Consider the following 24,676-nt stretch of genomic DNA (forward strand, 5'->3'; position numbering starts at 1 on the left):
TTTTAAAGTTTTAATCGATATAAAAAAGACGAACCTTTTTTCGGTGCTTCATCAGTAATCAGAATACTATTATTATTCTCAAATGTCAAACCTTCTTTTTGCGTGTAATGATTTAGCTCAATCTTTTGAGATTTTCCCGAGAAAAAATCATCCCCTTTGAAACCCGTAAAAATCCAAACTTTATCCGAACTCAAAATCGCAACTTTCTTTTTGTCAGGACTAATCGCCGCACTGGTTACAGCACAATGATGGTACTGATCACAGGTCACAAAACTCGAAATTTTAGTTGCTGGCAAACGTTGTCCAGGCTTATTATCCACACGATATAACACCGTTGTCCCATCAAACTTTGAACTTCTATTTTTTGTGAAAAGGTAAAATTGATTGTTGTAAATAAAAAAAGATTCGACGTCAAAAACGCGGTCTTTCTTTTTGGGAGGAAAATCTTTTTGTTCAGGATAATAGAACTCAACAATTTCTGAGGCCATCGCTTCATCTTTGTTAAGGTCGGCAGCGTTCACTTTATAGATTGCAAGATTCTGTCTTTCGTTGTCGTTGTTCCCAAAATCACCAATATAGATATTGCCAGCGTCGTCGGCTGTCAAATCTTCCCAGTCATTATTTACAACATTTTTAATTCGGATTTCCTTTCGTAGTTCGCCTTGTTCGTTAAAACCAAAAAGGATATTATCATTTTTTTGATCTTCAATGGTCCAAATCAAATCCGAGGCTACCGACACTTCTGCGGCGGAGGCTTCTTTGATAACTTTTGGCAATTCTGCTACCACTTCCAACCTTGTTGACTTCGACTGACAAGAGAAAAGTCCTACCATAACGACACTTAGTATTACTGCTTTCATAATTTTATTTTTAGAATAACTAAAACAAAAATGCACAGCTATTCTCACTGTGCATTTGTATCAAATATGTTACCAATCTTAGATGATTAACATGGCATCACCATAAGAATAGAACTTATATTTTTCTTTAATCGCTTCTTCGTAAGCTTCCATAATGAAATCCTTATCAGCAAAAGCTGCAATCATCATAATTAACGTCGATTTTGGCGTATGGAAGTTGGTAATCATTGCATTAGCAACTCCAAAATCATGAGGCGGATAGATAAATTTGTTAGTCCATCCAGCGAAAGGTCCAATTTTACGATTAGAAGAAACTGAAGTTTCTAACGCACGCATAGTTGTTGTACCAACTGCACAAATTCTTCTTTTCTCTTCCACAGCTTTGTTAATGATATCTGCATTTTTTTGGTCGATAATAACTTCCTCAGATTCCATTTTATGTTTTGATAAATCTTCAACTTCAATTGGGTTAAAAGTTCCCAAACCAACGTGAAGTGTAATCTCTGCAAAGTCAATTCCTTTGATTTCAAGACGCTTCATCAAGTGTTTAGAAAAATGCAAACCAGCTGTTGGCGCTGCAACTGCCCCTTCTACTTTAGCATAAATCGTTTGGTAACGTTCAGCATCTTCTGGCTCAACATCTCTTTTGATGTATTTAGGAAGTGGTGTTTCTCCAAGTTCGTTTAACTTAGCACGGAATTCCTCGTAAGAACCGTCGTATAAAAATCTCAAAGTTCTACCTCTAGAAGTTGTATTATCGATAACCTCAGCAACCAAAGACTCATCTTCAGTAAAGAAAAGTTTGTTACCAATTCTTATTTTTCTAGCTGGATCAACCAACACATCCCAAACTCGGGTTTCTTTATCTAATTCTCTCAACAAGAAAACTTCGATTTTTGCGCCAGTTTTTTCTTTGTTACCATACAATCTTGCAGGAAAAACTTTTGTGTTATTAAAAATGAACAAATCATTTTCATCAAAATAATCAATAACATCTTTGAAAAGTTTGTGCTCAATCGTTCTATCTTTACGATTAAGAACCATTAATCTTGCTTCGTCTCTGTGTTCTGATGGGTGTTCTGCCAATAATTCTTCTGGCAAGTCGAAATTAAAATCTGAAGTTTTCATTTTTTTAAATTACGGTTTAAAAATTTGTGAAATATTGATTTGCAAAGATACAATATTAAAGTGCCTTTGTCAAGTCTATTGCGAATCTTAAATATTTTTTCGAAATAATATCTTATCAAAGAAAATAATTTCTAAATTTAAGAGCTTGTTTAAATTTTATTGATAAAATTTTCATAGCTATTTTGAGATAAATTTTCTATTTCATATTTGAAGATTTAGCGGGCTAAATCAAAAAATGAGAAGCAAAAAATTGGCTTAAAAGAGCATTAAAATTTAGCAAAGAAGATCGGAATAGTTTAAAAATATGCTTCGGTAAAATTTTTAAACAGGCTCTAAATCACTTTTACAAAAATTAATATGGCAACTAACAGAAGAGATTTCATAAAAACCGCGAGTCTTGCAGGCTTTGGCGCACTCGTATTACCCAATACAATGTTCGGAAACGTTCTATATCCAAGCAATCACGCCTTACAAAAAGTACGTGTCGGCATTATCGGCGTTGGACTGCGTGGACAAAATCACCTCGAACTCCTTGCAAAAAGAGATGATGTAGAAATCATTGCTTTTGCTGATCCAAGTGCTTTGATGCTAAAAAGTGCGCAAGACTTATTAAAAAAACACAATCGTCCTGCTGCACAAGAATTTTCAAATGGGGATTATGATTACCGAAATCTTCTTCAGTTAAAAAATATTGATGCTGTTGTTATTGCGTCACCTTGGGAATGGCACCACAAACAATGTATCGAAGCCATGCAATCCAAAAAAATTGTAGGCTTAGAAGTCTGCGGCGCACTTAACCTCGGCGAATGTTGGGATTATGTGAAAACTTACGAACGCACGAAAGTTCCTGTTTTTATGATGGAAAACGTATGTTATCGCCGTGACATCATGGCGGTTCTCAACATGGTTAGAAAAGGAATGTTTGGTGAATTGGTGCATGGTCGAGGCGGCTATCAACATGACTTACGAGGCGTCCTTTTTAATGATGGTGTTACACCTTACAATTCAGGTGTTGAGTTTGGCGCAAAAGGATTTAGTGAAGCCAAATGGCGTACACAACATTATATTGATCGCAATGCCGAATTATATCCAACACATGGACTTGGTCCCATTGCTGCAATGATGGACATTAACCGCGGAAATCGTTTAACACATCTTTCATCATTTTCTTCAAAAGCTTTAGGTCTTCATAAATATATTGTTGAGCATCCGAAAGGAGGTCCCAATCATCCAAATGCAAAGGTAAAATTCAAAGAGGGTGATGTTGTTACCACGCAAATTGCTTGTGCTAATGGTGAAACGATTTTGCTAACACATGATACAAGCTTGCAACGTCCTTACGATTTGGGATTCCGTGTGCAAGGTACTGAGGGACTTTGGCAAGATTTCGGTTGGGGCGAGCCTGACCAAGGCCATATTTATTTTGAAAAAATCATGAATCACACCCACAAATGGGACAATTCTGAAAAATGGCTAAAAGAAAACGACCACCCACTTTGGAAAAAATATGAAAATGACACCAAGGGCGCTGGACACGGCGGAATGGACTTTTTCGTCATGAATACTTTTATCGAATGTATCAAACGAAATGTTGAATTCCCTCTTGATGTATATGATTTAGCAACGTGGTATTCGATAACGCCGTTGAGTGAAAAATCAATTGAACATCAAGGAAAAGTTATGGAAATCCCTGACTTTACAAATGGCGCTTGGAAAAATAGAAAACCTGTATTTGGATTAACTGATGAATTCTAACAAAACTCTAGTCATAATGGCAGGCGGACTTGGCAGCCGCTATAAAGGTCTAAAACAGGTTGATGGCATCACCGATAACAATTCGCCGATTTTGGAATATTCGATGTATGATGCATTGGAAGCCGGTTTCAACAAAATCGTTGTCATTCTGAATCGCAAAATCCCGACTAGTTTTATCGATCGTTTAGAAAAGATTGCGATTGATAAAAATATTGATTTGCAATGGATTTTTCAAGATATTGATGATCATCTTCCCGAAAATTACAATCGTGGAAACCGTGAAAAACCTTGGGGAACAGGACATGCTTTATTGTGTGTTAAAGATTTGGTCAAAGACGCATTTGTTGTGATTAATGCGGATGATTTTTACGGTAAAGAAATTTATAAAAAAGCTGCAAACATTATTAATTCAGAAAAAATACAAGACCACCAATTTAGCATCATTGCCTATCCTCTTCATGCCACGTTGAGTGACAATGGTTCTGTATCGCGCGGAATTTGCGAATATAACGACAAGGATTATTTAGAAAAAGTAACCGAACGCACTCAAATATTTAAGGAAAATGGAAAAGCTTTTTTCAAAGATGAGGACAAAATCGAAGAAGTTAGCTTAGATACTTTGGTATCGATGAATTATTCAATTTTTCATTCAAGCATTTTTGAACATTTAGAATATTATTTCGAAAAATTTTTAAATAAAAATCCACACGAAAAGGCAGAATATTTAATTCCAAATGTTATTCAGAATTTAATTGAAGCCGATAAAGCAAAAATCCTTATATACGAGTCACCGTCAGAATGGATGGGTGTCACGTATCCTGAAGACAAAGCTCTTTTAAAAGCTTTTATCGAAGAAAAAATTAAAGCTGGCGATTATCCAAAAGATTTATGGAATTAGAAAATATTGTTTTAGAATTTCTACCTCATCAAAAAGTGTTGTCCATTACAGCAATCGACAAAGGTTTAATCAACAAAACTTTTGTTGTTGAAACCATGAGTGGAAAATATCTTTTACAAAGTATTAACACTGGAATTTTCAAAAATTCGGAAGCGATTGTTAAGAATCATTTGACAATTAATTCGATTCTAAAGCAAAATCATTACGAAGCGGAAATTGCAGAACCAATTGAAACAAAATCTAAAACTTGGCTTTACAAAAACGAGGAAGCTTATTGGAGAATGTCGACTTTTCTAGATAACAGCAACACCTATCTTAGTGTCGAAAATACGAGTTTGGCGTACAAAGCGGTCGAGGCTTTCAGTTATTTTTATTCCATAATTAATCAAAACGAAAATTTAGAATTAAAACCTGTTCTACCCGATTTTATTAATTTTGAAAAAAGGATTTCAGATTTTAAAAAAGCTTTGGAAAGAACTACAGTTGAAAGAAAAGACAAAGCTAAAAATGAAATTGAATTTATCTTAAAACATCTTCAACTTCCAAACAATTGGATTGCTCTAGAGAAAGAAAATAAACTTCCGAATCGCATCATCCACGCCGATCCAAAAATTAGCAACATCCTTTTTGACAACGAGCAAAACGTAAAAGCTATTATCGATCTCGACACGATGATGAATGGAACTTTGCTTTATGATTTTGGCGATATGATACGCTCTTATACCAACCTCAGCAATGAGGACGACGGAAAAACAAAAAACAATTTTTCTCCCGAAATTTTTGATGCTGTTAAAAAAGCTTTCCTAAAACATCTTGAAAATAAGCTCACCAAAACGGAATTAGACAATTTGGATGACGCTGCAAAAGTTGTGATATACATCCAAGCTGTTAGATTTTTGACAGACTTCCTAAACGGAAATATTTATTATTCTGTGCAATATCCCGAACATAATTTGGACAGAACGCGTAACCAAATCAATCTTTTAATTGGTCTATCAAATCATTTGGAAGCTTAATCTGTTGCCAGACTTCCAACTTTTCGTGTAAAGGAATGGTATGCAAGGGACTTGTTGATGGCAAACCAACAATTGGGATTTCAATATCTTTTCCGAAAGTTTTGATTAGATTTTTGTAGGATTTTTGACCATTACAAAAGATTACTTTTAAGTTTGGATAATCTTTTAAAAGTTTTAAAACATCATTTCCAACTTCGTTTTTTATTTCGGAATCTAGACTTCCTTTGCGTTCGCAAGAATCGATGACATCCCAAAGCGCAATCTTATGTTTGTTTAAAATTTTAAGTTTTTGCTGATAATCTTTGGTAAATTCCTCATTAAATAATTCAAAAATAATTGTCCAAAATTTGTTTTGAGGATGTGCGTAATATTCCTGCATTTCCAAAGACTTAACTCCCGGAATTGATCCTAAAATCAAAATTTCAGAATCTCGATACACAACTGGCGGAAACGAGGAAATACGCTTTGACATTTACTTCAAATTATCCAAAACATTGAACAAAGCTTGGCTAATATCACCTGATTGGTAGTTATTAAGGATGATTGCATAGACATATTTTTTGCCCGATTTCGAAGTGTGATAGCCTGCAAAAGATTTGGTATTTCTGATGGTTCCGCTTTTCATCTTCATGGCGTTTTGTGTTGGAAATCCGTCAAAATAAGCTGCAAACCAAGGCTGTTTTTGAGCATATAACAAAGCTTGAACCTCTGCTTTTGCTGACACATAATTTTGAGGCGACAATCCACTTCCATCAGCAAAATTAATCATCGATGCATTAATGCCTTTTGACTTCCAAAAATCTTTCAAAAACTGAACGCCAACTTTGTATGAAGAATTCCCTTTTTTCTCCTTAGCCATTGTTTTCAAAAAAGTTTCGCCATAGAAGTTGATACTCTTTCGTAAAAACCAAAATACCATTTTGTCCAATGTCGGCGACTGATATTCGAAGAAATTATTTTTTGTAGGATAAGTGTCCATTTTTTTTCCAGCCAATTGGTTGTTGTAGTAAGTTTCAACATTTCCTGAAACGCTAAGGTTTTTAGAATTTAAAAAAGATTTTAATTCAACTCCTAATTGCAAAGGCGGATTGGGAACAGAACCAGAAACCGTCGACGTCTTCCCTGCTGGCAAACTTCCGTTAATTAAAGCAACATCCGAATGTGGTGCTGTAAAAATCAAACTTTGGTCAGAAGATCCTTCGGCTTTTAACTCATTAATCCATTTAACATTTTCCAAATCGTTGGAAAAATTCTTGAATTGCGTTCCATTGGTGTTAAGGTCGAATTGGTTTTCGCGCCAGTTGATTCCCCAAGTTCCAGCGCCGTAGTAATTCCCAATATCGTCCCACGGCCAACCGCCAGGCACAGATTGAAAATCAAAGTAAGAATCATCAATAATAATATTTCCCGAAATGGATTTTATACCTTTTTGTTGTAAAGCTTGATAAAGTTTTTCTTTAAATTTTTCAGGCTTATAGTCGTCGTAACGCCAGCTTCCCAAAGTTGGATCGCCGTTAGAACTCACCCAAAGATCACCTTCCAAAACGCCATTCTTGATCTGTCCAGAGTAGCTTGCTGTTGTCGTATATCGATAATCCTTTCCTAAAGTTTCTAAAGCTGCTGCTGCCGTAAAAATCTTTTGTGTACTTGCTGTGGAAAGACCTTTGTTTGGTTGATATTCGTATACCAAATTCCCAGCATCATCCGTCACATAAAAAGATAAATTCGCCGAATAAGCACCTGTGGAATTCAGGAGTTTTTGAGTAGACTTATCCAATTGATCGGCAACATTTTGCGCGGAAATAATTTGTGAAGCCAAGACAAACGTCATGAAGAAGCTTTTCATTTTTTAAAACTTTGTATGGTCAAATATAAGCAAAGCGGGATAAATTCGGAATTTTGAAAAGGATTCTTTGCATATCGATTTTAAAAATATCTTCAATAAATCATCGTAATTTTATAAAAATTTAAAATGCCAAAAAAGAATCGAAAACTGGAAGAATTTTGGAATGTTATCACACATGGATCGGGCATTTTGCTTTCTGTCATTGCTTTGGTCTCCATGATTGTAGCATCTGTCTCAAAAGGAAATCCTATGCAGTTGGCAGTTTCACTTGTTTTTGGATTAAGTTTAATTGTCTTATATTCTGCTTCCACCATTTATCATGCTGCGTCGACGCTTAAGTGGAAAAAATTTTGGAGAAAAATTGACCATCTTAGTATTTACCTCTTGATTGCTGGCACTTACACACCAGTCGCACTTTTAGGATTAAAAGGCGCTTGGGGTTGGAGCATTTTCGGAATTATTTGGGGATTGGTATTGATAGGTTTTATTTTTAAATTTTCTCCTCTTCAAAAAAACGAAAAAATATCCCTTTCACTGTATGCTTTAATGGGCTGGCTTTGCATTATTGCGATAAAACCAATGTTCGAAAACTTATCGACTGGCGCGTTAAGCTTCATCGCGTTAGGTGGTTTATTCTATACTTTCGGAATTTACTTTTACGCAAAAGATCACAAACGTTTCTATCATCCGATTTGGCACGTTTTCGTTCTGGGAGGCAGTGTGATGCATTATATTGCTGTATTTTTTTTCATTTTGAATTAAGTCCTTATTTAAAAAATTTTAACAAGCTCAATACTCGAATAATTTCTTAAATCCACTTTTATTGGGTAAATTTGTAAGAACTTAAATACAAAAATTAAAAATTCTACAAATATGTCAAAAGCAATTTCGCAAGTTCCTATTGCGATTAACGAACCCGTAAATTCTTACGAGCCAGGATCTAAAGAAGTAAAAAGCTTAATCGCCATGTACAAAAAAATGTGGGCGGAAAAGATTGAAGTTCCTATGGTTATCAATGGTAAAGATGTTAAAACTAACAACCACGTTAGATTGCAATCACCACAAGATCACCAACATGATTTTGGATTCTACCACCAAGGTGATATGTCGCATGTTGATCAAGCGATTGACACGGCGCTAGCTGCAAAAGCAAAATGGAATGCTCTAGGTTGGGAACAACGTGTTTCTATTTTCTTAAAAGCGGCTGACCTTATTGCAGGTCCTTACAGAGACATCATCAATGCTGCAACAATGATTGGTCAATCGAAAAACGTACATCAAGCAGAGATTGATTCGGCTTGTGAGTTTATTGATTTCTTAAGATTCAATGCGGAGTTTATGACAGAAATGTATGCTGAGCAACCAATTTCTGACAACGGCATTTGGAACAGAGTTGAATACAGACCTCTAGAAGGATTCTGTTTTGCAGTGACGCCTTTTAACTTCACAGCAATTTCTGGTAACCTTCCTGCTTGTATGGCAATGATGGGGAATGTTGTTGTTTGGAAACCTTCTGACAAACAAATCTATTCTGCAAAAGTAATTATGGACGTCCTAAAAGAAGCTGGTCTTCCTGATGGTGTTATCAATATGATCTTCACAGATGGTAAAGAAACTGCTGAGAAAGTAATGGCTCACAGAGAATTTGCTGGTCTACATTTCACAGGTTCTACTAAAGTTTTCCAAGGTATGTGGAAAATGATTGGTGACAACATCCACAACTACAGATCATATCCAAGAATCGTTGGCGAAACTGGTGGTAAAGATTTTGTTATTGCACATCCATCTGCTAATGTAGAAGCTGTTGCAACGGCTTTGGTAAGAGGTTCTTTCGAATATCAAGGTCAAAAATGTTCTGCAGCGTCTAGAGCTTACATCCCTCAATCACTTTGGAATGATGTTAAAAAAGTAATGGAAAGTCAAATGGCAACAATTAAAGTTGGTTCTCCAGAAGATCCTTCAAACTTTGTTAATGCTGTTATCGACAAAAATTCTTTCGAAAAATGTAAAGGTTATATCGACAGAGCTAATGCATCTTCGGAAGCAACTGTTGCAATTGGTGGAAAATACGATGATGCTACAGGTTGGTTTGTACATCCAACAGTAATCGAAACTACAAATCCTCAATACGAAAGTATGATCGAAGAAATCTTTGGCCCTATCTTATCTGTTTATGTTTACCAAGATGCAGATTGGGCAGAAACTCTTAAGTTGGTAGATTCTTCGTCACCATATTCTTTGACAGGATCAGTATTCTCACAATGCCGTTACGCAATTGACGAAGCTTACAAAGCTTTAGAAAATGCATCTGGTAACTTCTACATCAACGATAAGCCAACTGGCGCTGTTGTTGGTCAACAACCTTTCGGTGGTAGTAGAGCATCTGGAACTAACGACAAAGCAGGTTCTAAAATGAATCTTCTTCGTTGGGTGTCTGTACGTTCTATCAAAGAAACTTTTGTTTCGCCAAAAGATTACAAATATCCGTACTTAGGATAATCCTATTTTAAGATAAAATCAAAGAAAGCCAGTCTGCAATTAGACTGGCTTTCTTCTTTATAAAAAAACACAAACTTTACCTATTGTTATTTCTTTTCGTTAAAAAAGAAAATTTTACACATTGTACTCCATTCACACACATATCACCATTATTCGAGTACAAAAATAACAACATTTTTCTCTAAATATTATCTTTGAGTTTAATTTTTAAAACAAATTAGCAACATTTATATTTTTCTTAACCTTTTTAAATTTAAACAAAAAAGCCAACTTGTTTCTAAATTGGCTTTTAGGGATTTATCTAAATTAAGATTTTGACTTTCATTTCAGAATTCACTGATGAAGTGTAATTTCACATTCGGGAATTTCTCTTGTATCATGCGGATTCTAAATGACGAATCTGCAAAGAAAACCAACTGATCTGCATAAAAATCCAGCAACATTTATTTTAGAAAAAACTCTAAAAAATTGTAAATTGATTCTTATAACAACAGGTAATGAAGAATTTATTTTATGGTATTTTCGATTGTATTTATTAAATAGTTAGCAGTAATTTTATGAAACCACTATTCACAATAATTTTTTTGATTTCGAATTTCATTTATTCTCAAACGAATGAAACAAAACCAAACTTCAAGATAAATTCTGACACTATAAATTTCAGTTCATTTAGTGAACCTTCTTTTATTTTAAAAGATAGAAAGAGATTCTTTATGATTTGCAGTCAAAATAAATATCCTTATTCATCACTAGAAGGGAAATTTTTAAAAGTTTTCGAATTGGATAAACTAAAATATGAAAAGCAAATTCCAGATTCTTTGAACACTGGTTACATTGATTTTTTTGTAAAAAACGATAGCATTCTTTATAAAAAATATTTAGATCATAAAACCTATTTTTTAAACGATAATTTTGAATGGAACAGGATAAAGTCTACTGATGATTTAATTTATCAAGATAAAAACTTTTACATCACTTCATTAGATTTTGGAGAATTTGGTGCAAAAACTTGGTTTAAAGATAAAAAAAAAAAAGAATATCAATTAAACATATTTACGGCAATAATCAATAAAATAAATTCACAATATTTTCTAACGACTTCCAAAAACATCTATGTAATTGATAATCCTAAAAAATTAAAAATAGTTGAGTCAACTGAACGTTATGAAAATTACAAGAACACAAATAAAAATTCAAATAGTTATCCTGATACATATACCCCAAAACCTATTTTTTCTATAGATAAAAAAGGCTTTTATATTGTTACTTCATTTGTAGTTAATAATAATTTATACCACATTTGTAGGGAACCAAACTCGACTTACATTGGTAAAATAGTAGGTAATAAAATGGAAGTAATTCAAAAATTATCATCTGATATCATTCCTTTCACGAAATATTTTAATTATAGAAATAGAATTATAGACAATAAGCAGATTGTTCAATTCAACACTAATGATACTAACTTTTCTGGAATTATGGAAATAGAGGGAAATAGTATTCATTTATATTATTTTAAAAATAATTTTAAGGCAGAAAATTTAGGCTATTCAAAAGCTAAAATTGAATTTGAAAAAAAACTTGATTTCTTGATTGCCAATATTGGAAAAATAAATTTGACAGATATTGAAAATATGGAAAAAAATACAATTCCAATAAATCATAATATGAGATTATTATATAATGGTAAGATAAATCAGGATTTTCTAGGTCCTAAAATTTACAAAACGACTGAAGATAATTATTCTGAATTGCATACTTTATATAATTACAATAAGGAAAACATTGTAGAAGCGATTACATTTAAGTGGAATAGAAATATTGATTATGAAAATCAAGTTAAATTCCAGGATGATAATTCAAGAAAAAAAGGCGAAAATGAAAGGTATGATAATATAAAAAAATACTTAATTAGCAAATTTGGACAACTTGAATACAGCTCAGAGATGGAAGAAAATAAAAAAAATAAATGGAAAGTTGAACAAAAAACAATCGAACTAAATCAAGGAAAATACTTTCTTGAAATGAAAATATTTATAAACTAAAAAAATCCCGCTAACATTGTATTGGAAAAATGCGAGGATTTCCTATCATCGAAAGCTGTGAAACATTTATTTTAGGAAAAACTGTTTAAAAAAATTGTAAATTGATTCTCAAAATAACAAGTAATGAAGAATCTATTTATGGCAATTTCGATTGCATTATTTTCTATAAATGCTTATGCACAAGATACACAACGCGTTTTTGGGGATCTTAACAAAGATGGAATTGATGATCTTGTCGAGGTAAAATCGATTGATAATGGAGATAACGCCATCAGCTATAATCTGAAAATCTATTTCTTAGACGCGAAAAAGAATAAAAAACTGATTATTTCTACTGACAAAGCGATTGAAGAACATACTAATGGTGATGGAGAATCTTTTGATAATGCGGTAATCAAGAATGGTGCGCTACAACTTAATTATAGTTTTATTCGTGGCGGTTCAACGCATATTTTTAGATACCAAAATGGAGCTTTCGAACTCATTGGTTTTAAATACGGAAACTCGGATGGAAATGGACACATGACAAATATTGATTTTAATCTTTCGACAGGGCACTACATCTATAAATCAAGCAATTACGAAACCGATAAAGTTTTGTCCAAAACAGACAAAATCATTAAAATCAAACCTTTGCCTAATTTGGCAACTTTCGAGCCTTATGTTAGCAAATATGGGTACTAAAAAAACCGCCTTCATTGAAGGCGGTTTAGATTTTATCTAAATTAAAATTTTAGCTTTCAATTTTTTTTAAAGATGCAAATTTTCTATTGTTGGTTTAGAGATTTTTTTGATTCATTTGATACATCTCCAGCTTTTCCACTATAATAACTTACTTGCCACAACTTAGCAGTAGCTACATCAATAGCTTGTTGGCTTGCCATTTCATTTTGTTCATACTTTGAACTGTAATATATCCATACTTGACCTTTTTTATCATTGGTTCTCTTAGGTAATGCGTTAAGAATTGCATTAGAAGTACTTTGTTTAAATCTGTTTTCGCTAAAGTCAAGAAAACTCAACTTCGTATTTTTGGAGATATCGAGACTTGATAGTTCATTTTGAATAACTTCAAATTCTTCTAACTCAGAGGCATTTCTAACATCTATATTTTTTAATTTTACACCCAAAATACTAAATTTGGTAATGCTACTAGCCTTTGGTGCATATATTTTAACCTCTTTACCTTTTAGCTTGGAGACAATTATGACCTTATTATCGGTTGGGCTTTTTGTTTGCTTTATTTTATTTCCATCTCCAAAATCTACCTCGAAATCATCTTTAGATACGATGTAAAAATCAATAAAGGTGTCAATTGGATGGTCAGTCACAAAACTAATTTTGGGTACACTTGCATCATTTGGATCGTAAGGATTCAATTTATTATCATCATCGCTACGACAAGACAAAATACTGAAGCCTAAGACTAGCAATAGTAAATAAATTAATGGATTTCTTTTTTTCATCACTTCATGTTTTTAGCTGTTAATTATAACTAGAATATACGAAAAAATAGTATTCGAAAAGCTATTTTTTAAAACAAATTAGCAACATTTATATTTTTCTTAAGCTTTTTAAATTTAAACAAACAAGCCAACTTGTTTCTAAATCGGCTTTTTTTTAATGATTTATCGAAATAAAAATTTTAACTTTCATTTCTGAATTCACTGATGAAGTGCAATTTCACATTCGCGAATTTCTCTTGTATCATGCGGATTGTAAATGACGAATCTGCAAAGAAAAACCAATTGATATACATAAAATTCTCACAATAGTTATTTTAGAAAACTTTGTAAAAAAGTTGTAAATTGAATCTCAAAACAACAAGTAATGAAGAATCTATTTTATAGTATCTTCGATTGTATTTATTAAATAGTTAGGCGATATTATAACATTCATAACGCAAAATCGTGGGAATAACAATATCTTATTATCTTTTATCAGATGAAATTTCTTCTAATGCAATTGAAGAAAAGAAACGAAAAGATTTTTTTTATTTAGCAGATTATCTTGACGAAAATAACTTTCAATATACAGAGTATAATTGTTGGTTAAAAAGTTGGAATCCGCTTTATTATCTATTGTTCTTAATGACCAAAGATCCTATTTTTAAAAGGCTTTATTTTATGGATGGTGAATATGAGTTCACAGTAAATATCTTTAGCCATGACGAAGTTGATCAAATGTATGAAAATCTCAAAAAAATTTCAATTAATGACATTGAAATAGCAATTCAAAATAGTCTATATATAAATGAGATTAAGAACATAGACGGCTATCATATGGAAAGAATTACAGAGAGGTCATATTTAATAATTGGAGAATATTTCGAATTGTTAAAGGCTGTTTATGATGCACAATTAACTCGTAGACAAATTTTTCAAGTATTTTATCCTTAAAAAAAGTCGGACAACATTATATTGCCAAAATGCTAGGATTTATTGTAATCTAAAGTTGTGCAACATTTATTTTAGAAAAACAATGTAAAAAAATGTAAATTGATTCTTAAAACAACAAGTAATGAAGAATTTATTTTATGGTATTTTCGATTGTATTTATTAAATAGTTAGCAGAAATTGTATGAAGAACGCACTATCCATAATTATTTTACTACTTATTCCAGCATCTGTATTTTCACAAAGTGAAGAAAAAATAACAGGTGTTTTAAAATCAAATAATAATAGTTTTTTTATTGAAAATCAGTTTAAAAGATACATATTTAACTCTGAGTCGTTTAACTTTAAAAAGTATAAAAGCAAAAATGTTATTATTGAAGTTAAAAAATTATACGAAATAAAGCCCACCAATTATTTTCGGAACAAAATCAGAGAAAATAATAATTTAACTTACTATAAAAGTGAAGTTTCAAATATTAAACTGAACAATAATTATGACGAAGCTCTGAATGAAACCGAAGTAGCAATTTTAGATCAATATTTGTTAAACAAAACCCCTTTTGATAATTTTAAGAATAAAAAATTTATCTTTATTCGTGGAAATGGCACAAACATTATTACAAAAGACGATTTTTTTCAAGAAGCAAACAAATCAATTTCAAAAAATGGCGAAATTAACGGAACATATTGCTATCAATTTAGTAATACAGAAAAAAATGAAAATGGTGGTTTTGATGGAATGATTATTATGTGGTCAAAAATAAATATGTCCGAAACAAGAAAGGAAAAAATTTTAAAATTATTACCCAAAATTATTAAAAGTGATTAAAACAACTTCCGCTAACATTGCATTTGCAAAATGCCGTTTTTTTTTATAATCGAAAGTTTTATAATATTTAATCAGCCTCTGCTTTTTCCGACAAAATCATTAAAATCAAACCCTTGCCTAATTTGGAAACTTTCGAGCCTTATGTTAGCAAATATGGGTACTAAAAAAACCGCCTTCAATAAAGGCGGTTCATATTTTATCTAAGTTAAGATTTTAGCTTTGATTTCTGAATTCACTGATGAAGTGCAATTTCACATTCGGGAATTTTTCTTGTGTCATGTGGATTGTAAATGATGAATCTGCCAAGAAAACCAATTGATCATATTTATCCCTTGCCAAGAAACGTTGTTTAAGACGTGCAAATTCTTTGAATTCCTCTGACTTTTCATCGGCTTCAATCCAACAAGCTTTGTGAATGTTAATTGGCTCATAAGAACATTTTGCGCCATATTCGTGCTCCAGACGATATTGGATTACCTCAAACTGAAGCGCACCAACCGTACCAATAATCTTACGACCATTCATTTCCATCACGAATAACTGCGCCACACCTTCATCCATCAACTGATCGACACCTTTTGACAATTGTTTTGCCTTCAAAGGATCGTCATTATTAATGAAACGGAAATGCTCAGGCGAGAAGCTTGGGATTCCTCGGAAGTTTAGTTTTTCACCAGCCGTCAAAGTATCACCAATTCTAAAGTTTCCAGTATCGTGAAGACCAACAATATCGCCAGGGAAACTCTCGTCAACAATTTCTTTTTTATCTGCGAAAAAAGCATTGGGTGAAGAGAACTTCATTTTTTTGCCATCTCTTACCAAAAGATAGTTTTCATTTCTTTTGAAAGTTCCTGATACAATCTTTACGAAAGCCAAACGGTCACGGTGTTTGGGATCCATATTTGCGTGGATTTTGAACACGAAACCAGTGAAATTATTTTCCTCAGGTTTTACAATTCTTGTATCAGATTCTTTTGGTTGTGGCATCGGCGCGATTTCAATAAAAGCATCCAAAAGCTCACGAACCCCAAAATTATTTAAAGCCGAACCAAAGAAAACAGGTTGTTGATTTCCTTTAACGTAAGCTTCTCTATCAAATTCTGGATATACGGATTCGATCAACTCCAATTCTTCACGAAGTTGAGCAGCGGCTTTTTCACCAATCATTTCGTCGATTTTTGGATCATTGATATCATCAAATTTTATTGAATCGCCGACTTTCTGTTTTTTCTCTTCCAAGAATAATTGGATATTCTTCTCCCAAATATTATAAATCCCTTGGAAGTCACTTCCCATACCGATTGGCAAAGAAAGCGGTACAACGCTAAGACCTAATTTTTGTTCAACTTCATCCAAAAGATCGAAGGCGTCTTTACCCTCTCTATCCAATTTGTTGATGAAAACCAACATCGGAATATTTCTCATTTGACAAACCTGAACCAATTTTTCGGTTTGTTCCTCAACACCTTTTGCAACGTCAACAACGACGATAACCGAGTCAACGGCTGTTAAAGTACGATAAGTATCTTCCGCAAAGTCTTTGTGACCAGGCGTATCGAGAATGTTAATTTTGTGATCTTTATATTCGAAAGCCAACACCGACGTTGCTACAGAAATCCCTCTTTGACGTTCGATTTCCATAAAGTCGGAAGTTGCTCCTTTTTTTATCTTGTTGGATTTAACCGCACCAGCTTCTTGGATGGCACCTCCGAAAAGAAGTAACTTCTCCGTCAAAGTTGTTTTACCAGCATCGGGGTGCGCGATAATACCAAATGTTTTTCTTTTGCTAATTTCTTTTTCTAAAGACATAATAAAATTTCAGATTGCAAAAATCGTGAATTTTATTTGAAAACTAAAATTAGATTCGAGAAGAATTTTTGACAAGTTTAAGAAAGCTAATTTGAGAATACTAAGATATAAAAAAGTACGGAGATTCCAAATCCGCGCTATCGGGTTATTATTACAAATATTATTTCTTTCTTAAAAGGCTTCTAGGAACAAAGGCTATTCTTGCACTAATACTATCTTCTAAAATTCTATAGCCTTGTTGTTCTAATTTTAATAGATAATCATCACAAGCAGAACCTAAGATGGTAAATTTATCATGTTTTGATTTTATTACATAGTAATATTTGTTCTTAATAGTAACTTTACTCGGATCTAAATCTGTCCCAGAAAAATCCCTACTCAATAAAAAATTTGCTTCAATTTTTTCGTGGGGCTTCAAAATAATATATCCCTCTTCACATTGTTCTTTTGAATACCTATAAAAAGTGCCTTCAGGAAATGGTATCAAGGGGGCTAATTTGTCATTTTCAAAATAGGTTAAAGTTCCCCAAAAACCTCTAGGATCAATTATATATGTGTTACTAGTATTATTTTTTATCAGAAATTTACCGTCTGGAAGGGCAGGTTGCATTTCAATAAAATCTACATCGGTACCTTTATTTAGCTTTATTTGCGTAGAACAACTAATTATAAAAAGGCTAATTATAAATATTGCAAGTTTTTTCATTAATATTTTAAAATAAGAAAGTTTATAGCATCGCTTCCACACGAATCCTTTCGTGTGGTCTGTTAATTAAAAAAATAAGAGATTATTTTATGTAAAACTAACAAAAAATAACGACTCATTTTTAAAACCCAATCTATAATCTCAAACTTCTAACTTAGAATTAATTAAATTTTAACATTTGTAAATATTGAAATTGTGAGTACTTTTGTGCTTGGAAAACAGTATCAAATGTTTAAATATCTTAAGCGAATTATTCTTGTTATTATTATTGCCAATATCCTCTTTATTGCATTTGGGATTTTCTTTAATCCACCAATAACTTGGACGCAACTAGGCGGCATTATGACGTACGGTAAGCTGGATCGCGATTATATATCTTCTGACGAAATGGGCAACAATGTCAAAAAAGCGGTTATTGCATCCGAAGATCAATTATTTTTTGTACACAACGGATTCGATACAAAGGCCATAGAAAAAGCCTTGAAGCATAACGAAAAGAAAGGCGAAATCAGCCGCGGTGGAAGTACCATTTCTCAACAAACGGCGAAAAATGTTTTTCTGTGGCAAGGAAGAAGCTGGTTCCGAAAAGGATTGGAAGTAATATATACCTTTATCATTGAGAAAGTTTGGGGCAAAGATGTCATTTTGGAACGTTATCTTAACTCAATAGAAATGGGACAAGGCGTTTTTGGTGTCGAGGCGGCGTCCAAATATTATTTTGGTAAAAGTGCCAAGGATTTAACAAAAAGTGAAGCAGCTTGGATTGCTGTTGTACTACCAAATCCAAAGAAATACGACCCTAAAAACCCAACACCTTACCTTAATAAAAAGCATAATTGGGTTATGCGTCAAATGAATAACATTGTTCTGAAATAACTATCTTTGCAGGACTTATGGCTTTTAGATTAAAAAACAAAGACAACTTCAGTACAGTTCTAAAAAAATATTTTAGTGCTCAGAATGAAACCTTTTCTCTAGATCCTTTGGCAGAATTAATGAGTGCTGTCAAGAAAGAGGATCTTGGGGTTTTTGTCGCATATCTAAAAGACAATCAAGAGATTGCTAATAATCTTGCCTACTATGTTCATAACGTTTTCAAAGGAAAACCTTTTAATCTATCTTTAACTGAAGCTGATATTTTATCAGAAAATGCCTTCTTTCCAGAACTTAAAAAACGATTGTTAAATAAAGTTCTGCCAAGCATCGAAAATGAAAATACTATCTGGTATTTGGTTGATGTTGTATCAGTAACGCCGAAGAAAGATTTGGACTTTTTCCTAAATTCGGACGAAGATAAATTAAGCGAACTTTTAAAGATTTTAAAAATTGACAAATTCATTGCGAACACGCATGTAAAAAGAGAAATGCTTTTTGCTTTTAATGTTCTTGCGTGGCGTGTCATCGGAAATGCGATGGATGTCGAAGTGATGAAGATGGTACCACAATACCGAAATCTCGACAATCCATTTTTGGCTTTGCAAAACGAGTTGGATATTCTTATCCAACGTTTTCGCGAGAATCCAGATTTCCAATTGAACTCAAAAGATGAAGTCTACAAACAGTTAAGAGTCTATCTTCAACAATGTCAAGAGTTTGTCAATATTGCTTTTAAGAATAGTGGAAAATACGGAATCTCGAGTAAGATTAATCTTTACTTATTAAAAATTCGCCAGCAGTTGACAAGGATGTCGGAGATTCTGCAACTCTTTGTTATCGACTCAGAAGAGGATTATGTAGTCCGCTCCAAACAATTATTTTTGAATGTGCTTCGTTACAAATCGCACAAAAATAATATCCAAGATCTTGTTTCGGATTCCACGCGATTAATGTCGCATTTGATTACGAATCACACCGCAGAAACTGGTACACATTACATCACATCCAACGTCAAGGACTACATGAAAATGTTTTGGAAAGCTTGTGGTGGTGGCGTTGTCGTAGGCGCACTTTGTGTTCTGAAAATGCTGTACGGAAGCCTAGAAGGCAGCGACTTTAGCCACGCATTTCTGTATTCACTTAATTATGCGATGGGATTTGTGATGATCTATTTGATGCACTTTACGCTGGCAACCAAACAGCCTGCAATGACTGCCGCAACAATGGCAAAAGTACTTGCAGACGGCGAAAGCACGAAATCAAATTATGTCGATTTCGCACATTTGGTTTCAAAATTATTTAGAACACAGTTTATTGCTTTTGTAGGAAACGTTTTGATGGCATTTCCTGTCGCTTTGGCAATTATCTACGGACTCGAAATTTTGTTTAAACAGAATTTTGCAATCGATAAATCCACAAAGTTGTTAACCGACCTCAACCCATTTGATTCGAAAGCTATTTTCCATGCTTGTATTGCGGGATTCTTTTTATTTATTTCAGGGATTATTTCGGGAAATATTGGCAACAACTCAGTGTTTTATAAAATCCCAGAAAGAATCGCGAAAAACCCTTTCATCAATTATTTCTTTGGAAAAAGGTTTGCAGAAAGTCTTTCAAAATATTATTCTAAAAACTGGGCAGGCATCGTATCCAACTTTTGGTTCGGGGTTTTCTTAGGCGCAACCGCTCCAATTGGTTTGTTCTTTGGATTAGATTTGGACATTCGACACATTACCTTTGCTGCAGGTAACTTTGCATTAGGTCTTTATGGTAAAGATTTTTCGGTAGATTCGTATACTTTTTGGGTAAGTTTCTTCACCGTATTTTTAATTGGATTCTTCAACTTTATTGTAAGTTTTGGCTTGTCAATGATTTTGGCATTCCGTTCTAGAAAGATGAATACTGCTGAAGTTGGTGCAATCTTTAAGGAGATTTTCAGTTATTTTATAAAAAATCCTTTGCGATTCTTTGTTCCGATCCGTTCGAGATTAGATGGCAAAGCTCAAGAGTTAATGGAAAAATCTAAAACTTCTACAAAACCAAAAGATCTTTAAAATCGAATTCGTCACCAAGGTGGCTTTTAATTTTATTTAAATAAAAGCTTTTACGAAGTCTAAAATCATTTTTGAGAAGTGGCGATTTTATCTTTATTAAAAGATAATTGTCATCGATATTAACGGACTCTATCTCACTAAACAAATCTGTAGAAAGATAATCTTCCAAATAGTCTTTTACTTCGAAGGCGCGAAGTTTGGTTTCGAAACCGTGAATTCTTGCAAAACTTTTCACCAACTCTGACGACAAAAATTCTCTTTTCTTTTTCTTTCCCATTATTAAAGCTTTACAACAATATTAATCGTTTTTCTACGACGAGGTAAAATTAAAATTTAAAAAACAAAATCACTATCTTTGCACGCGATTATTTGAAGCAAAATTCGATAGTCGCCTATTAATAATAACTAAATAAACATCGACATATAATGAAATGTGGAATTGTAGGACTTCCTAATGTTGGAAAATCGACACTTTTTAACTGTCTTAGTAACGCTAAAGCGCAATCTGCGAACTATCCTTTCTGTACCATCGAACCTAACCTAGGCACGGTTTCGGTACCAGATCAACGACTTTTCGAACTAGAAAAAATCGTAAATCCTGAGCGCGTTTTGCCAGCTGTTGTTGAGATTGTTGACATCGCAGGACTTGTAAAAGGTGCGAGCAAGGGCGAAGGTCTTGGTAACCAATTCCTTGCTAACATCCGCGAATGTGAAGCCATTATCCACGTTTTGAGATGTTTTGACAACGGAAACATTATCCACGTAGAAGGTTCTGTAGATCCACTCCGTGATAAAGAAATTATCGACATCGAGCTTCAACTTAAAGATCTTGAAACAATCGGAAAAGCAGTTGACAAAGCTAAAAAATTCATCAAATCTGGTAAGAAAGAAGATGTCTTAGCTTATGAGACTTTGCAAAAACTTCAACAATTTGTAGAAGATGGCAAGAATGCGAGAGAATTCCCAGTTGATGATTTAACAAGTCCTATCATTAACGAAGTTCAGTTGCTAACTAACAAGCCTGTGCTTTACGTTTGTAACGTTGACGAAAACTCGATTAAAAATGGTAACGAGTGGATTGCTAAAATCGAAGAAATGGCAAAAAATGAAGGTGCCGAAGTTGTTGTTTTGGCAGCACAAATCGAAGCCGACATCAACGAATTAGAATCTTTTGAAGAGCGTCAAATGTTCTTAGAAGAACTTGGTCTAGAAGAGCCAGGAGTTAACAGATTGATTCGTCAAGCTTATGCTTTGTTAAAACTTCAAACTTACTTTACTGCAGGTGTTAAAGAAGTTAGAGCTTGGACAATCGGACAAGGTTGGACAGCGCCACAAGCAGCTGGTGTTATCCACACAGATTTTGAAAAAGGCTTTATCCGTGCAGAAGTTATCAAGTATAACGATTATATGACTTACGGTTCTGAAGCTAAAGTAAAAGAAGCTGGAAAGCTTTCTGTAGAAGGTAAAGAATACATTGTACAAGACGGCGATATTATGCACTTTAGATTTAATGTTTAATTAAATCTTTAGTTTCAAATACATAATCAGAACACTCACTTATTGTGGGTGTTTTTTTGTATTAAAAAAGCTACTCAAATTGAGTAGCTTTTTATTTATAATCTTTGAAATTATTTAGCAATAATTAATTTCTTAGAAGAAGCTTTGCAATTAGCATCAACTTTCAATAAGTAAACACCAAAAGGCTAACTATGAGAGGTCAATCTCATTATAGTTTATTTTAGTTTTTTCAAAACCACAGATTTAGGCTTGGCTTTTACGATAAGAACAAGAACTGGGTGAGATTCTTTATTAGCAGAATATTCCCCATTTTCAACCTCTTTATAATTGACAATTAATTGATTGCCTTTTGTGGAAAGACTTTCAACTTCAATATCTGCATATGGATTACTTGCACTAGGTTTAGGATTGATAATCAACATGCTTTCGTCAGCTTCCAATGTTGGAATAGGTGCTTGGCGCGTCATTCCAGGGTTTTGAAATTTGGTATATAAAGCTGTAATATCGTCCATATTCTCTAACACAAAAACGTCCTTAGCACCGATATTTTTGTTAAGTCTTCTCGCTTCAACGTATTCTACTTTTTCCATTGCATTAGATTTTTGCACAGTTGTTGAAGTTGCAGTTTTACAAGACAACACGGAAGTCAACATTATTAAAGTTATAAAAAATTTCATCTTTTCTTGTAAATATAAAAATAAAATTACTGAAAATAAAATCAACAATTACAATTCCTTATTTAAGCAAAAAAAATCCCTTTCATTTCTGAAAGGGATTCTTATTTATTTCATGCTGATAACTTTATCAACCACATAGACTGTGTTACCGCGCCATGGCAAAGTACCATGATATTCTTTGTAATGCAAGTCAAAATACTTACCACTGTTAAGCTCCAATTGTTTGAAAACAGCTTCGTCTTCGATAGAAAACTCAAACTGATTGCTACCAATTGCGCCACCTACCTTGGTTGCTCCAAATCCTTCTTGGATAAGCTTGCCTTCATAGGTTTTGAAAACATTTCCTTTTTTAACGGCGTAATTTAGATAACCCGATTTGACACCTTCGCCAAATACAAAATAAAACTTATACCAAACAAAGCCTCCTAAAAGTAGAACGGCCGCGGCTAAAAAAATCCAGAAATATTTCATGATAATTAATTTGTGTTTATAAAGTTATAAAAATATTACTTCTTCGCAATACTTCTAGAGATAACAATCTTTTGGATTTCTGAAGTACCCTCGTAGATTTGTGTAATCTTCGCATCACGCATCAATCTTTCTACGTGATATTCTTTCACATAACCATAACCGCCGTGGATTTGTACTGCTTCAATAGTTGTATCCATCGCTACTTGAGAAGCAAAAAGTTTTGCCATTGCACCACTTTCAGAAATATCTTTTCCTGCATCTTTCTCCACTGCTGCTTTGAAGCAAAGCATTCTTGCAGCCGTCGTGTTAACGTGCATATCTGCCAATTTGAAAGCAATCGCTTGGTGATTGATAATCTCTGTACCGAAAGCTTTTCTTTCTTTAGCATATTTAAGAGCCAATTCGTAAGCACCAGAAGCGATACCTAAAGCCTGAGACGCGATACCAATTCTACCACCGTTAAGAACCGCCATTGCAAAGTTGAATCCGAATCCGTCTTCACCAATTCTGTTTTCTTTTGGTACTTTAACATCTGTGAAAAGTAAAGAATGCGTGTCACTTCCTCTAATTCCCAATTTGTCTTCTTTTGGACCAATTTCGAAACCTTCCCAACCTCTTTCTACGATGAAAGCGTTGATACCTTTATGCTTCTTCTCTGGATGTGTTTGCGCAATTACAATATAGTAAGCAGCGTTACCACCGTTAGTAATCCAGTTTTTAGTACCATTTAATAAATAATAATCACCTTTATCCTCTGCAGTTGTACGTTGCGACGTCGCATCCGAACCAGCTTCTGGCTCAGACAATGCAAAAGCACCGATAACTTCACCACTTGCAAGCGGTTTTAGATATTTCATTTTTTGCTCTTCGCTAGCAAATTTTTCTAAACCAGCACATACCAAAGAGTTGTTAACCGACATTACAACCGCAGCAGAAGCATCAATCTTCGCAATTTCTTCCATTGCAAGAACGTAAGAAACACTGTCTAGACCAGCACCTCCATATTTTGGGTCAACCATCATACCTAGGAAACCTAACTCTCCCATTTTCTTAACTTGTTCTGTAGGAAATTTTTGATGTGTATCTCTTTCGATAACACCAGGAAGTAATTCAGTCTGAGCAAAATCTCTAGCTGCTTGCTGAATCATCAATTGTTCTTCTGATAAATTAAAATCCATATCAAATAATAGTATTAATTGCCCGTAAATTTACAATTTTTACGAAAATTATAACGATATGTATCGAATAAAATACATCTTTGTCATTTAATTAAAAAAAACTATATTTACGAAA

23 protein-coding genes are annotated in these 24,676 nt (G+C 33.5%); 12 read left to right on the forward strand and 11 right to left on the reverse strand.

Annotated elements, in window-relative coordinates; genetic code table 11:
* Positions 1–2: 2 nt before the first annotated feature.
* Complete coding sequence (locus Q1V95_RS15350) at positions 3–860, reverse strand: hypothetical protein (protein ID WP_300675592.1); 858 nt, start codon at positions 858–860, stop codon at positions 3–5.
* Between the two features lie 78 nt (positions 861–938).
* A complete protein-coding gene (gene queA, locus Q1V95_RS15355; protein ID WP_300675593.1) occupies positions 939–1,988 on the reverse strand; it encodes a tRNA preQ1(34) S-adenosylmethionine ribosyltransferase-isomerase QueA in 1,050 nt (349 codons plus the stop codon).
* A gap of 357 nt (positions 1,989–2,345) precedes the next feature.
* On the opposite strand from queA, the gene Q1V95_RS15360 reads away from it, so the two are divergent.
* The 3 genes from Q1V95_RS15360 to Q1V95_RS15370 are packed head-to-tail and all read left to right on the forward strand — an operon-like array spanning position 2,346 to position 5,657.
* Positions 2,346–3,743 (forward strand): Gfo/Idh/MocA family oxidoreductase, encoded by a 1,398-nt coding sequence (locus Q1V95_RS15360; protein ID WP_300675594.1) that lies wholly within the window; start codon positions 2,346–2,348, stop codon positions 3,741–3,743.
* The gene (locus tag Q1V95_RS15365) at positions 3,733–4,641 is read left to right on the forward strand and encodes a sugar phosphate nucleotidyltransferase (RefSeq protein ID WP_300675595.1); all 909 of its coding nucleotides are present in this window, start codon (positions 3,733–3,735) and stop codon (positions 4,639–4,641) included. Before Q1V95_RS15360 ends, Q1V95_RS15365 begins: the two co-directional genes overlap by 11 nt.
* Positions 4,632–5,657, forward strand: coding sequence for an aminoglycoside phosphotransferase family protein (locus Q1V95_RS15370; protein ID WP_300675596.1), 1,026 nt, complete (start codon positions 4,632–4,634; stop codon positions 5,655–5,657). Before Q1V95_RS15365 ends, Q1V95_RS15370 begins: the two co-directional genes overlap by 10 nt.
* Here the strand turns inward: Q1V95_RS15370 and Q1V95_RS15375 are convergent.
* Complete coding sequence (locus Q1V95_RS15375; RefSeq protein ID WP_300675597.1) at positions 5,617–6,129, reverse strand: DNA-deoxyinosine glycosylase; 513 nt, start codon at positions 6,127–6,129, stop codon at positions 5,617–5,619. The two genes, Q1V95_RS15370 and Q1V95_RS15375, sit on opposite strands and share 41 nt — an antisense overlap.
* Positions 6,130–7,503 (reverse strand): D-alanyl-D-alanine carboxypeptidase/D-alanyl-D-alanine-endopeptidase, encoded by a 1,374-nt coding sequence (gene dacB / locus Q1V95_RS15380; RefSeq protein ID WP_300675598.1) that lies wholly within the window; start codon positions 7,501–7,503, stop codon positions 6,130–6,132. It lies immediately after the preceding gene.
* Positions 7,504–7,629: 126 nt separating this feature from the next.
* Between dacB and Q1V95_RS15385 the strand changes: the two genes are divergently transcribed.
* The 4 genes from Q1V95_RS15385 to Q1V95_RS15400 all read left to right on the forward strand — a co-directional run bounded on the left by Q1V95_RS15385 (position 7,630) and on the right by Q1V95_RS15400 (position 12,731).
* On the forward strand, positions 7,630–8,265 hold the full coding sequence (locus tag Q1V95_RS15385; RefSeq protein WP_300675599.1) for a hemolysin III family protein: 636 nt from the start codon (positions 7,630–7,632) through the stop codon (positions 8,263–8,265).
* Between the two features lie 111 nt (positions 8,266–8,376).
* Positions 8,377–10,002 carry an L-glutamate gamma-semialdehyde dehydrogenase gene (gene pruA, locus Q1V95_RS15390; protein WP_300675600.1) on the forward strand — a complete coding sequence of 542 codons (1,626 nt, stop codon included), beginning with the start codon at positions 8,377–8,379 and terminating at the stop codon, positions 10,000–10,002.
* A gap of 557 nt (positions 10,003–10,559) precedes the next feature.
* Positions 10,560–12,047 carry a hypothetical protein gene (locus Q1V95_RS15395; protein WP_300675601.1) on the forward strand — a complete coding sequence of 496 codons (1,488 nt, stop codon included), beginning with the start codon at positions 10,560–10,562 and terminating at the stop codon, positions 12,045–12,047.
* Positions 12,048–12,170: 123 nt separating this feature from the next.
* Entirely contained in the window at positions 12,171–12,731 is a 561-nt protein-coding gene (locus Q1V95_RS15400; RefSeq protein ID WP_300675602.1) for a hypothetical protein, read from the forward strand.
* 83 nt (positions 12,732–12,814) lie between these two features.
* Here the strand turns inward: Q1V95_RS15400 and Q1V95_RS15405 are convergent, their stop codons facing one another.
* Positions 12,815–13,513, reverse strand: coding sequence for a hypothetical protein (locus tag Q1V95_RS15405; RefSeq protein ID WP_300675603.1), 699 nt, complete (start codon positions 13,511–13,513; stop codon positions 12,815–12,817).
* A gap of 444 nt (positions 13,514–13,957) precedes the next feature.
* Between Q1V95_RS15405 and Q1V95_RS15410 the strand changes: the two genes are divergently transcribed.
* Positions 13,958–14,446 carry a hypothetical protein gene (locus Q1V95_RS15410; RefSeq protein WP_300675604.1) on the forward strand — a complete coding sequence of 163 codons (489 nt, stop codon included), beginning with the start codon at positions 13,958–13,960 and terminating at the stop codon, positions 14,444–14,446.
* A gap of 181 nt (positions 14,447–14,627) precedes the next feature.
* A complete protein-coding gene (locus Q1V95_RS15415) occupies positions 14,628–15,272 on the forward strand; it encodes a hypothetical protein (RefSeq protein WP_300675605.1) in 645 nt (214 codons plus the stop codon).
* A 213-nt stretch (positions 15,273–15,485) separates the two neighbouring features.
* Here the strand turns inward: Q1V95_RS15415 and Q1V95_RS15420 are convergent, their stop codons facing one another.
* Positions 15,486–17,081, reverse strand: a complete 1,596-nt coding sequence (locus Q1V95_RS15420) for a peptide chain release factor 3 (protein ID WP_300675606.1) — start codon at positions 17,079–17,081, stop codon at positions 15,486–15,488.
* A gap of 160 nt (positions 17,082–17,241) precedes the next feature.
* Positions 17,242–17,787, reverse strand: a complete 546-nt coding sequence (locus tag Q1V95_RS15425; RefSeq protein ID WP_300675607.1) for a hypothetical protein — start codon at positions 17,785–17,787, stop codon at positions 17,242–17,244.
* Positions 17,788–18,015: 228 nt separating this feature from the next.
* Here Q1V95_RS15425 and mtgA point away from each other — a divergent pair, with 228 nt between their 5' ends.
* On the forward strand, positions 18,016–18,663 hold the full coding sequence (gene mtgA / locus Q1V95_RS15430; protein ID WP_300675608.1) for a monofunctional biosynthetic peptidoglycan transglycosylase: 648 nt from the start codon (positions 18,016–18,018) through the stop codon (positions 18,661–18,663).
* A 17-nt stretch (positions 18,664–18,680) separates the two neighbouring features.
* On the forward strand, positions 18,681–20,717 hold the full coding sequence (locus tag Q1V95_RS15435) for a recombinase (RefSeq protein ID WP_300675609.1): 2,037 nt from the start codon (positions 18,681–18,683) through the stop codon (positions 20,715–20,717).
* Here Q1V95_RS15435 and Q1V95_RS15440 read toward each other — a convergent pair.
* Positions 20,695–20,994 carry a hypothetical protein gene (locus Q1V95_RS15440; protein WP_300675610.1) on the reverse strand — a complete coding sequence of 100 codons (300 nt, stop codon included), beginning with the start codon at positions 20,992–20,994 and terminating at the stop codon, positions 20,695–20,697. The two genes, Q1V95_RS15435 and Q1V95_RS15440, sit on opposite strands and share 23 nt — an antisense overlap.
* A 149-nt stretch (positions 20,995–21,143) precedes the next feature.
* On the opposite strand from Q1V95_RS15440, the gene ychF reads away from it, so the two are divergent.
* The gene (gene ychF, locus Q1V95_RS15445; protein ID WP_300675611.1) at positions 21,144–22,235 is read left to right on the forward strand and encodes a redox-regulated ATPase YchF; all 1,092 of its coding nucleotides are present in this window, start codon (positions 21,144–21,146) and stop codon (positions 22,233–22,235) included.
* A gap of 215 nt (positions 22,236–22,450) precedes the next feature.
* Here the strand turns inward: ychF and Q1V95_RS15450 are convergent, their stop codons facing one another.
* The 3 genes from Q1V95_RS15450 to Q1V95_RS15460 all read right to left on the reverse strand — a co-directional run bounded on the left by Q1V95_RS15450 (position 22,451) and on the right by Q1V95_RS15460 (position 24,561).
* Complete coding sequence (locus Q1V95_RS15450) at positions 22,451–22,912, reverse strand: hypothetical protein (RefSeq protein ID WP_300675612.1); 462 nt, start codon at positions 22,910–22,912, stop codon at positions 22,451–22,453.
* A gap of 105 nt (positions 22,913–23,017) precedes the next feature.
* The gene (locus tag Q1V95_RS15455) at positions 23,018–23,383 is read right to left on the reverse strand and encodes a hypothetical protein (RefSeq protein WP_300675613.1); all 366 of its coding nucleotides are present in this window, start codon (positions 23,381–23,383) and stop codon (positions 23,018–23,020) included.
* Positions 23,384–23,418: 35 nt separating this feature from the next.
* A complete protein-coding gene (locus tag Q1V95_RS15460; protein ID WP_300675614.1) occupies positions 23,419–24,561 on the reverse strand; it encodes an acyl-CoA dehydrogenase family protein in 1,143 nt (380 codons plus the stop codon).
* Between the last annotated feature and the right edge of the window lie 115 nt (positions 24,562–24,676).

This window comes from Soonwooa sp. (genome assembly GCF_030151385.1).
Classification (GTDB): domain Bacteria; phylum Bacteroidota; class Bacteroidia; order Flavobacteriales; family Weeksellaceae; genus Soonwooa.

What these genes read in the sequence shown, in the direction of transcription:
- Q1V95_RS15350 (WP_300675592.1), bottom strand. Translation starts at nt 860, where the DNA reads ATGAAAGCAGTAATACTAAGTGTCGTTATGGTAGGACTTTTCTCTTGT.
- queA (WP_300675593.1), bottom strand. Translation starts at nt 1,988, where the DNA reads ATGAAAACTTCAGATTTTAATTTCGACTTGCCAGAAGAATTATTGGCA.
- Q1V95_RS15360 (WP_300675594.1), top strand. Translation starts at nt 2,346, where the DNA reads ATGGCAACTAACAGAAGAGATTTCATAAAAACCGCGAGTCTTGCAGGC.
- Q1V95_RS15365 (WP_300675595.1), top strand. Translation starts at nt 3,733, where the DNA reads ATGAATTCTAACAAAACTCTAGTCATAATGGCAGGCGGACTTGGCAGC.
- Q1V95_RS15370 (WP_300675596.1), top strand. Translation starts at nt 4,632, where the DNA reads ATGGAATTAGAAAATATTGTTTTAGAATTTCTACCTCATCAAAAAGTG.
- Q1V95_RS15375 (WP_300675597.1), bottom strand. Translation starts at nt 6,129, where the DNA reads ATGTCAAAGCGTATTTCCTCGTTTCCGCCAGTTGTGTATCGAGATTCT.
- dacB (WP_300675598.1), bottom strand. Translation starts at nt 7,503, where the DNA reads ATGAAAAGCTTCTTCATGACGTTTGTCTTGGCTTCACAAATTATTTCC.
- Q1V95_RS15385 (WP_300675599.1), top strand. Translation starts at nt 7,630, where the DNA reads ATGCCAAAAAAGAATCGAAAACTGGAAGAATTTTGGAATGTTATCACA.
- pruA (WP_300675600.1), top strand. Translation starts at nt 8,377, where the DNA reads ATGTCAAAAGCAATTTCGCAAGTTCCTATTGCGATTAACGAACCCGTA.
- Q1V95_RS15395 (WP_300675601.1), top strand. Translation starts at nt 10,560, where the DNA reads ATGAAACCACTATTCACAATAATTTTTTTGATTTCGAATTTCATTTAT.
- Q1V95_RS15400 (WP_300675602.1), top strand. Translation starts at nt 12,171, where the DNA reads ATGAAGAATCTATTTATGGCAATTTCGATTGCATTATTTTCTATAAAT.
- Q1V95_RS15405 (WP_300675603.1), bottom strand. Translation starts at nt 13,513, where the DNA reads ATGAAAAAAAGAAATCCATTAATTTATTTACTATTGCTAGTCTTAGGC.
- Q1V95_RS15415 (WP_300675605.1), top strand. Translation starts at nt 14,628, where the DNA reads ATGAAGAACGCACTATCCATAATTATTTTACTACTTATTCCAGCATCT.
- Q1V95_RS15420 (WP_300675606.1), bottom strand. Translation starts at nt 17,081, where the DNA reads ATGTCTTTAGAAAAAGAAATTAGCAAAAGAAAAACATTTGGTATTATC.
- Q1V95_RS15425 (WP_300675607.1), bottom strand. Translation starts at nt 17,787, where the DNA reads ATGAAAAAACTTGCAATATTTATAATTAGCCTTTTTATAATTAGTTGT.
- mtgA (WP_300675608.1), top strand. Translation starts at nt 18,016, where the DNA reads ATGTTTAAATATCTTAAGCGAATTATTCTTGTTATTATTATTGCCAAT.
- Q1V95_RS15435 (WP_300675609.1), top strand. Translation starts at nt 18,681, where the DNA reads ATGGCTTTTAGATTAAAAAACAAAGACAACTTCAGTACAGTTCTAAAA.
- Q1V95_RS15440 (WP_300675610.1), bottom strand. Translation starts at nt 20,994, where the DNA reads ATGGGAAAGAAAAAGAAAAGAGAATTTTTGTCGTCAGAGTTGGTGAAA.
- ychF (WP_300675611.1), top strand. Translation starts at nt 21,144, where the DNA reads ATGAAATGTGGAATTGTAGGACTTCCTAATGTTGGAAAATCGACACTT.
- Q1V95_RS15450 (WP_300675612.1), bottom strand. Translation starts at nt 22,912, where the DNA reads ATGAAATTTTTTATAACTTTAATAATGTTGACTTCCGTGTTGTCTTGT.
- Q1V95_RS15455 (WP_300675613.1), bottom strand. Translation starts at nt 23,383, where the DNA reads ATGAAATATTTCTGGATTTTTTTAGCCGCGGCCGTTCTACTTTTAGGA.
- Q1V95_RS15460 (WP_300675614.1), bottom strand. Translation starts at nt 24,561, where the DNA reads ATGGATTTTAATTTATCAGAAGAACAATTGATGATTCAGCAAGCAGCT.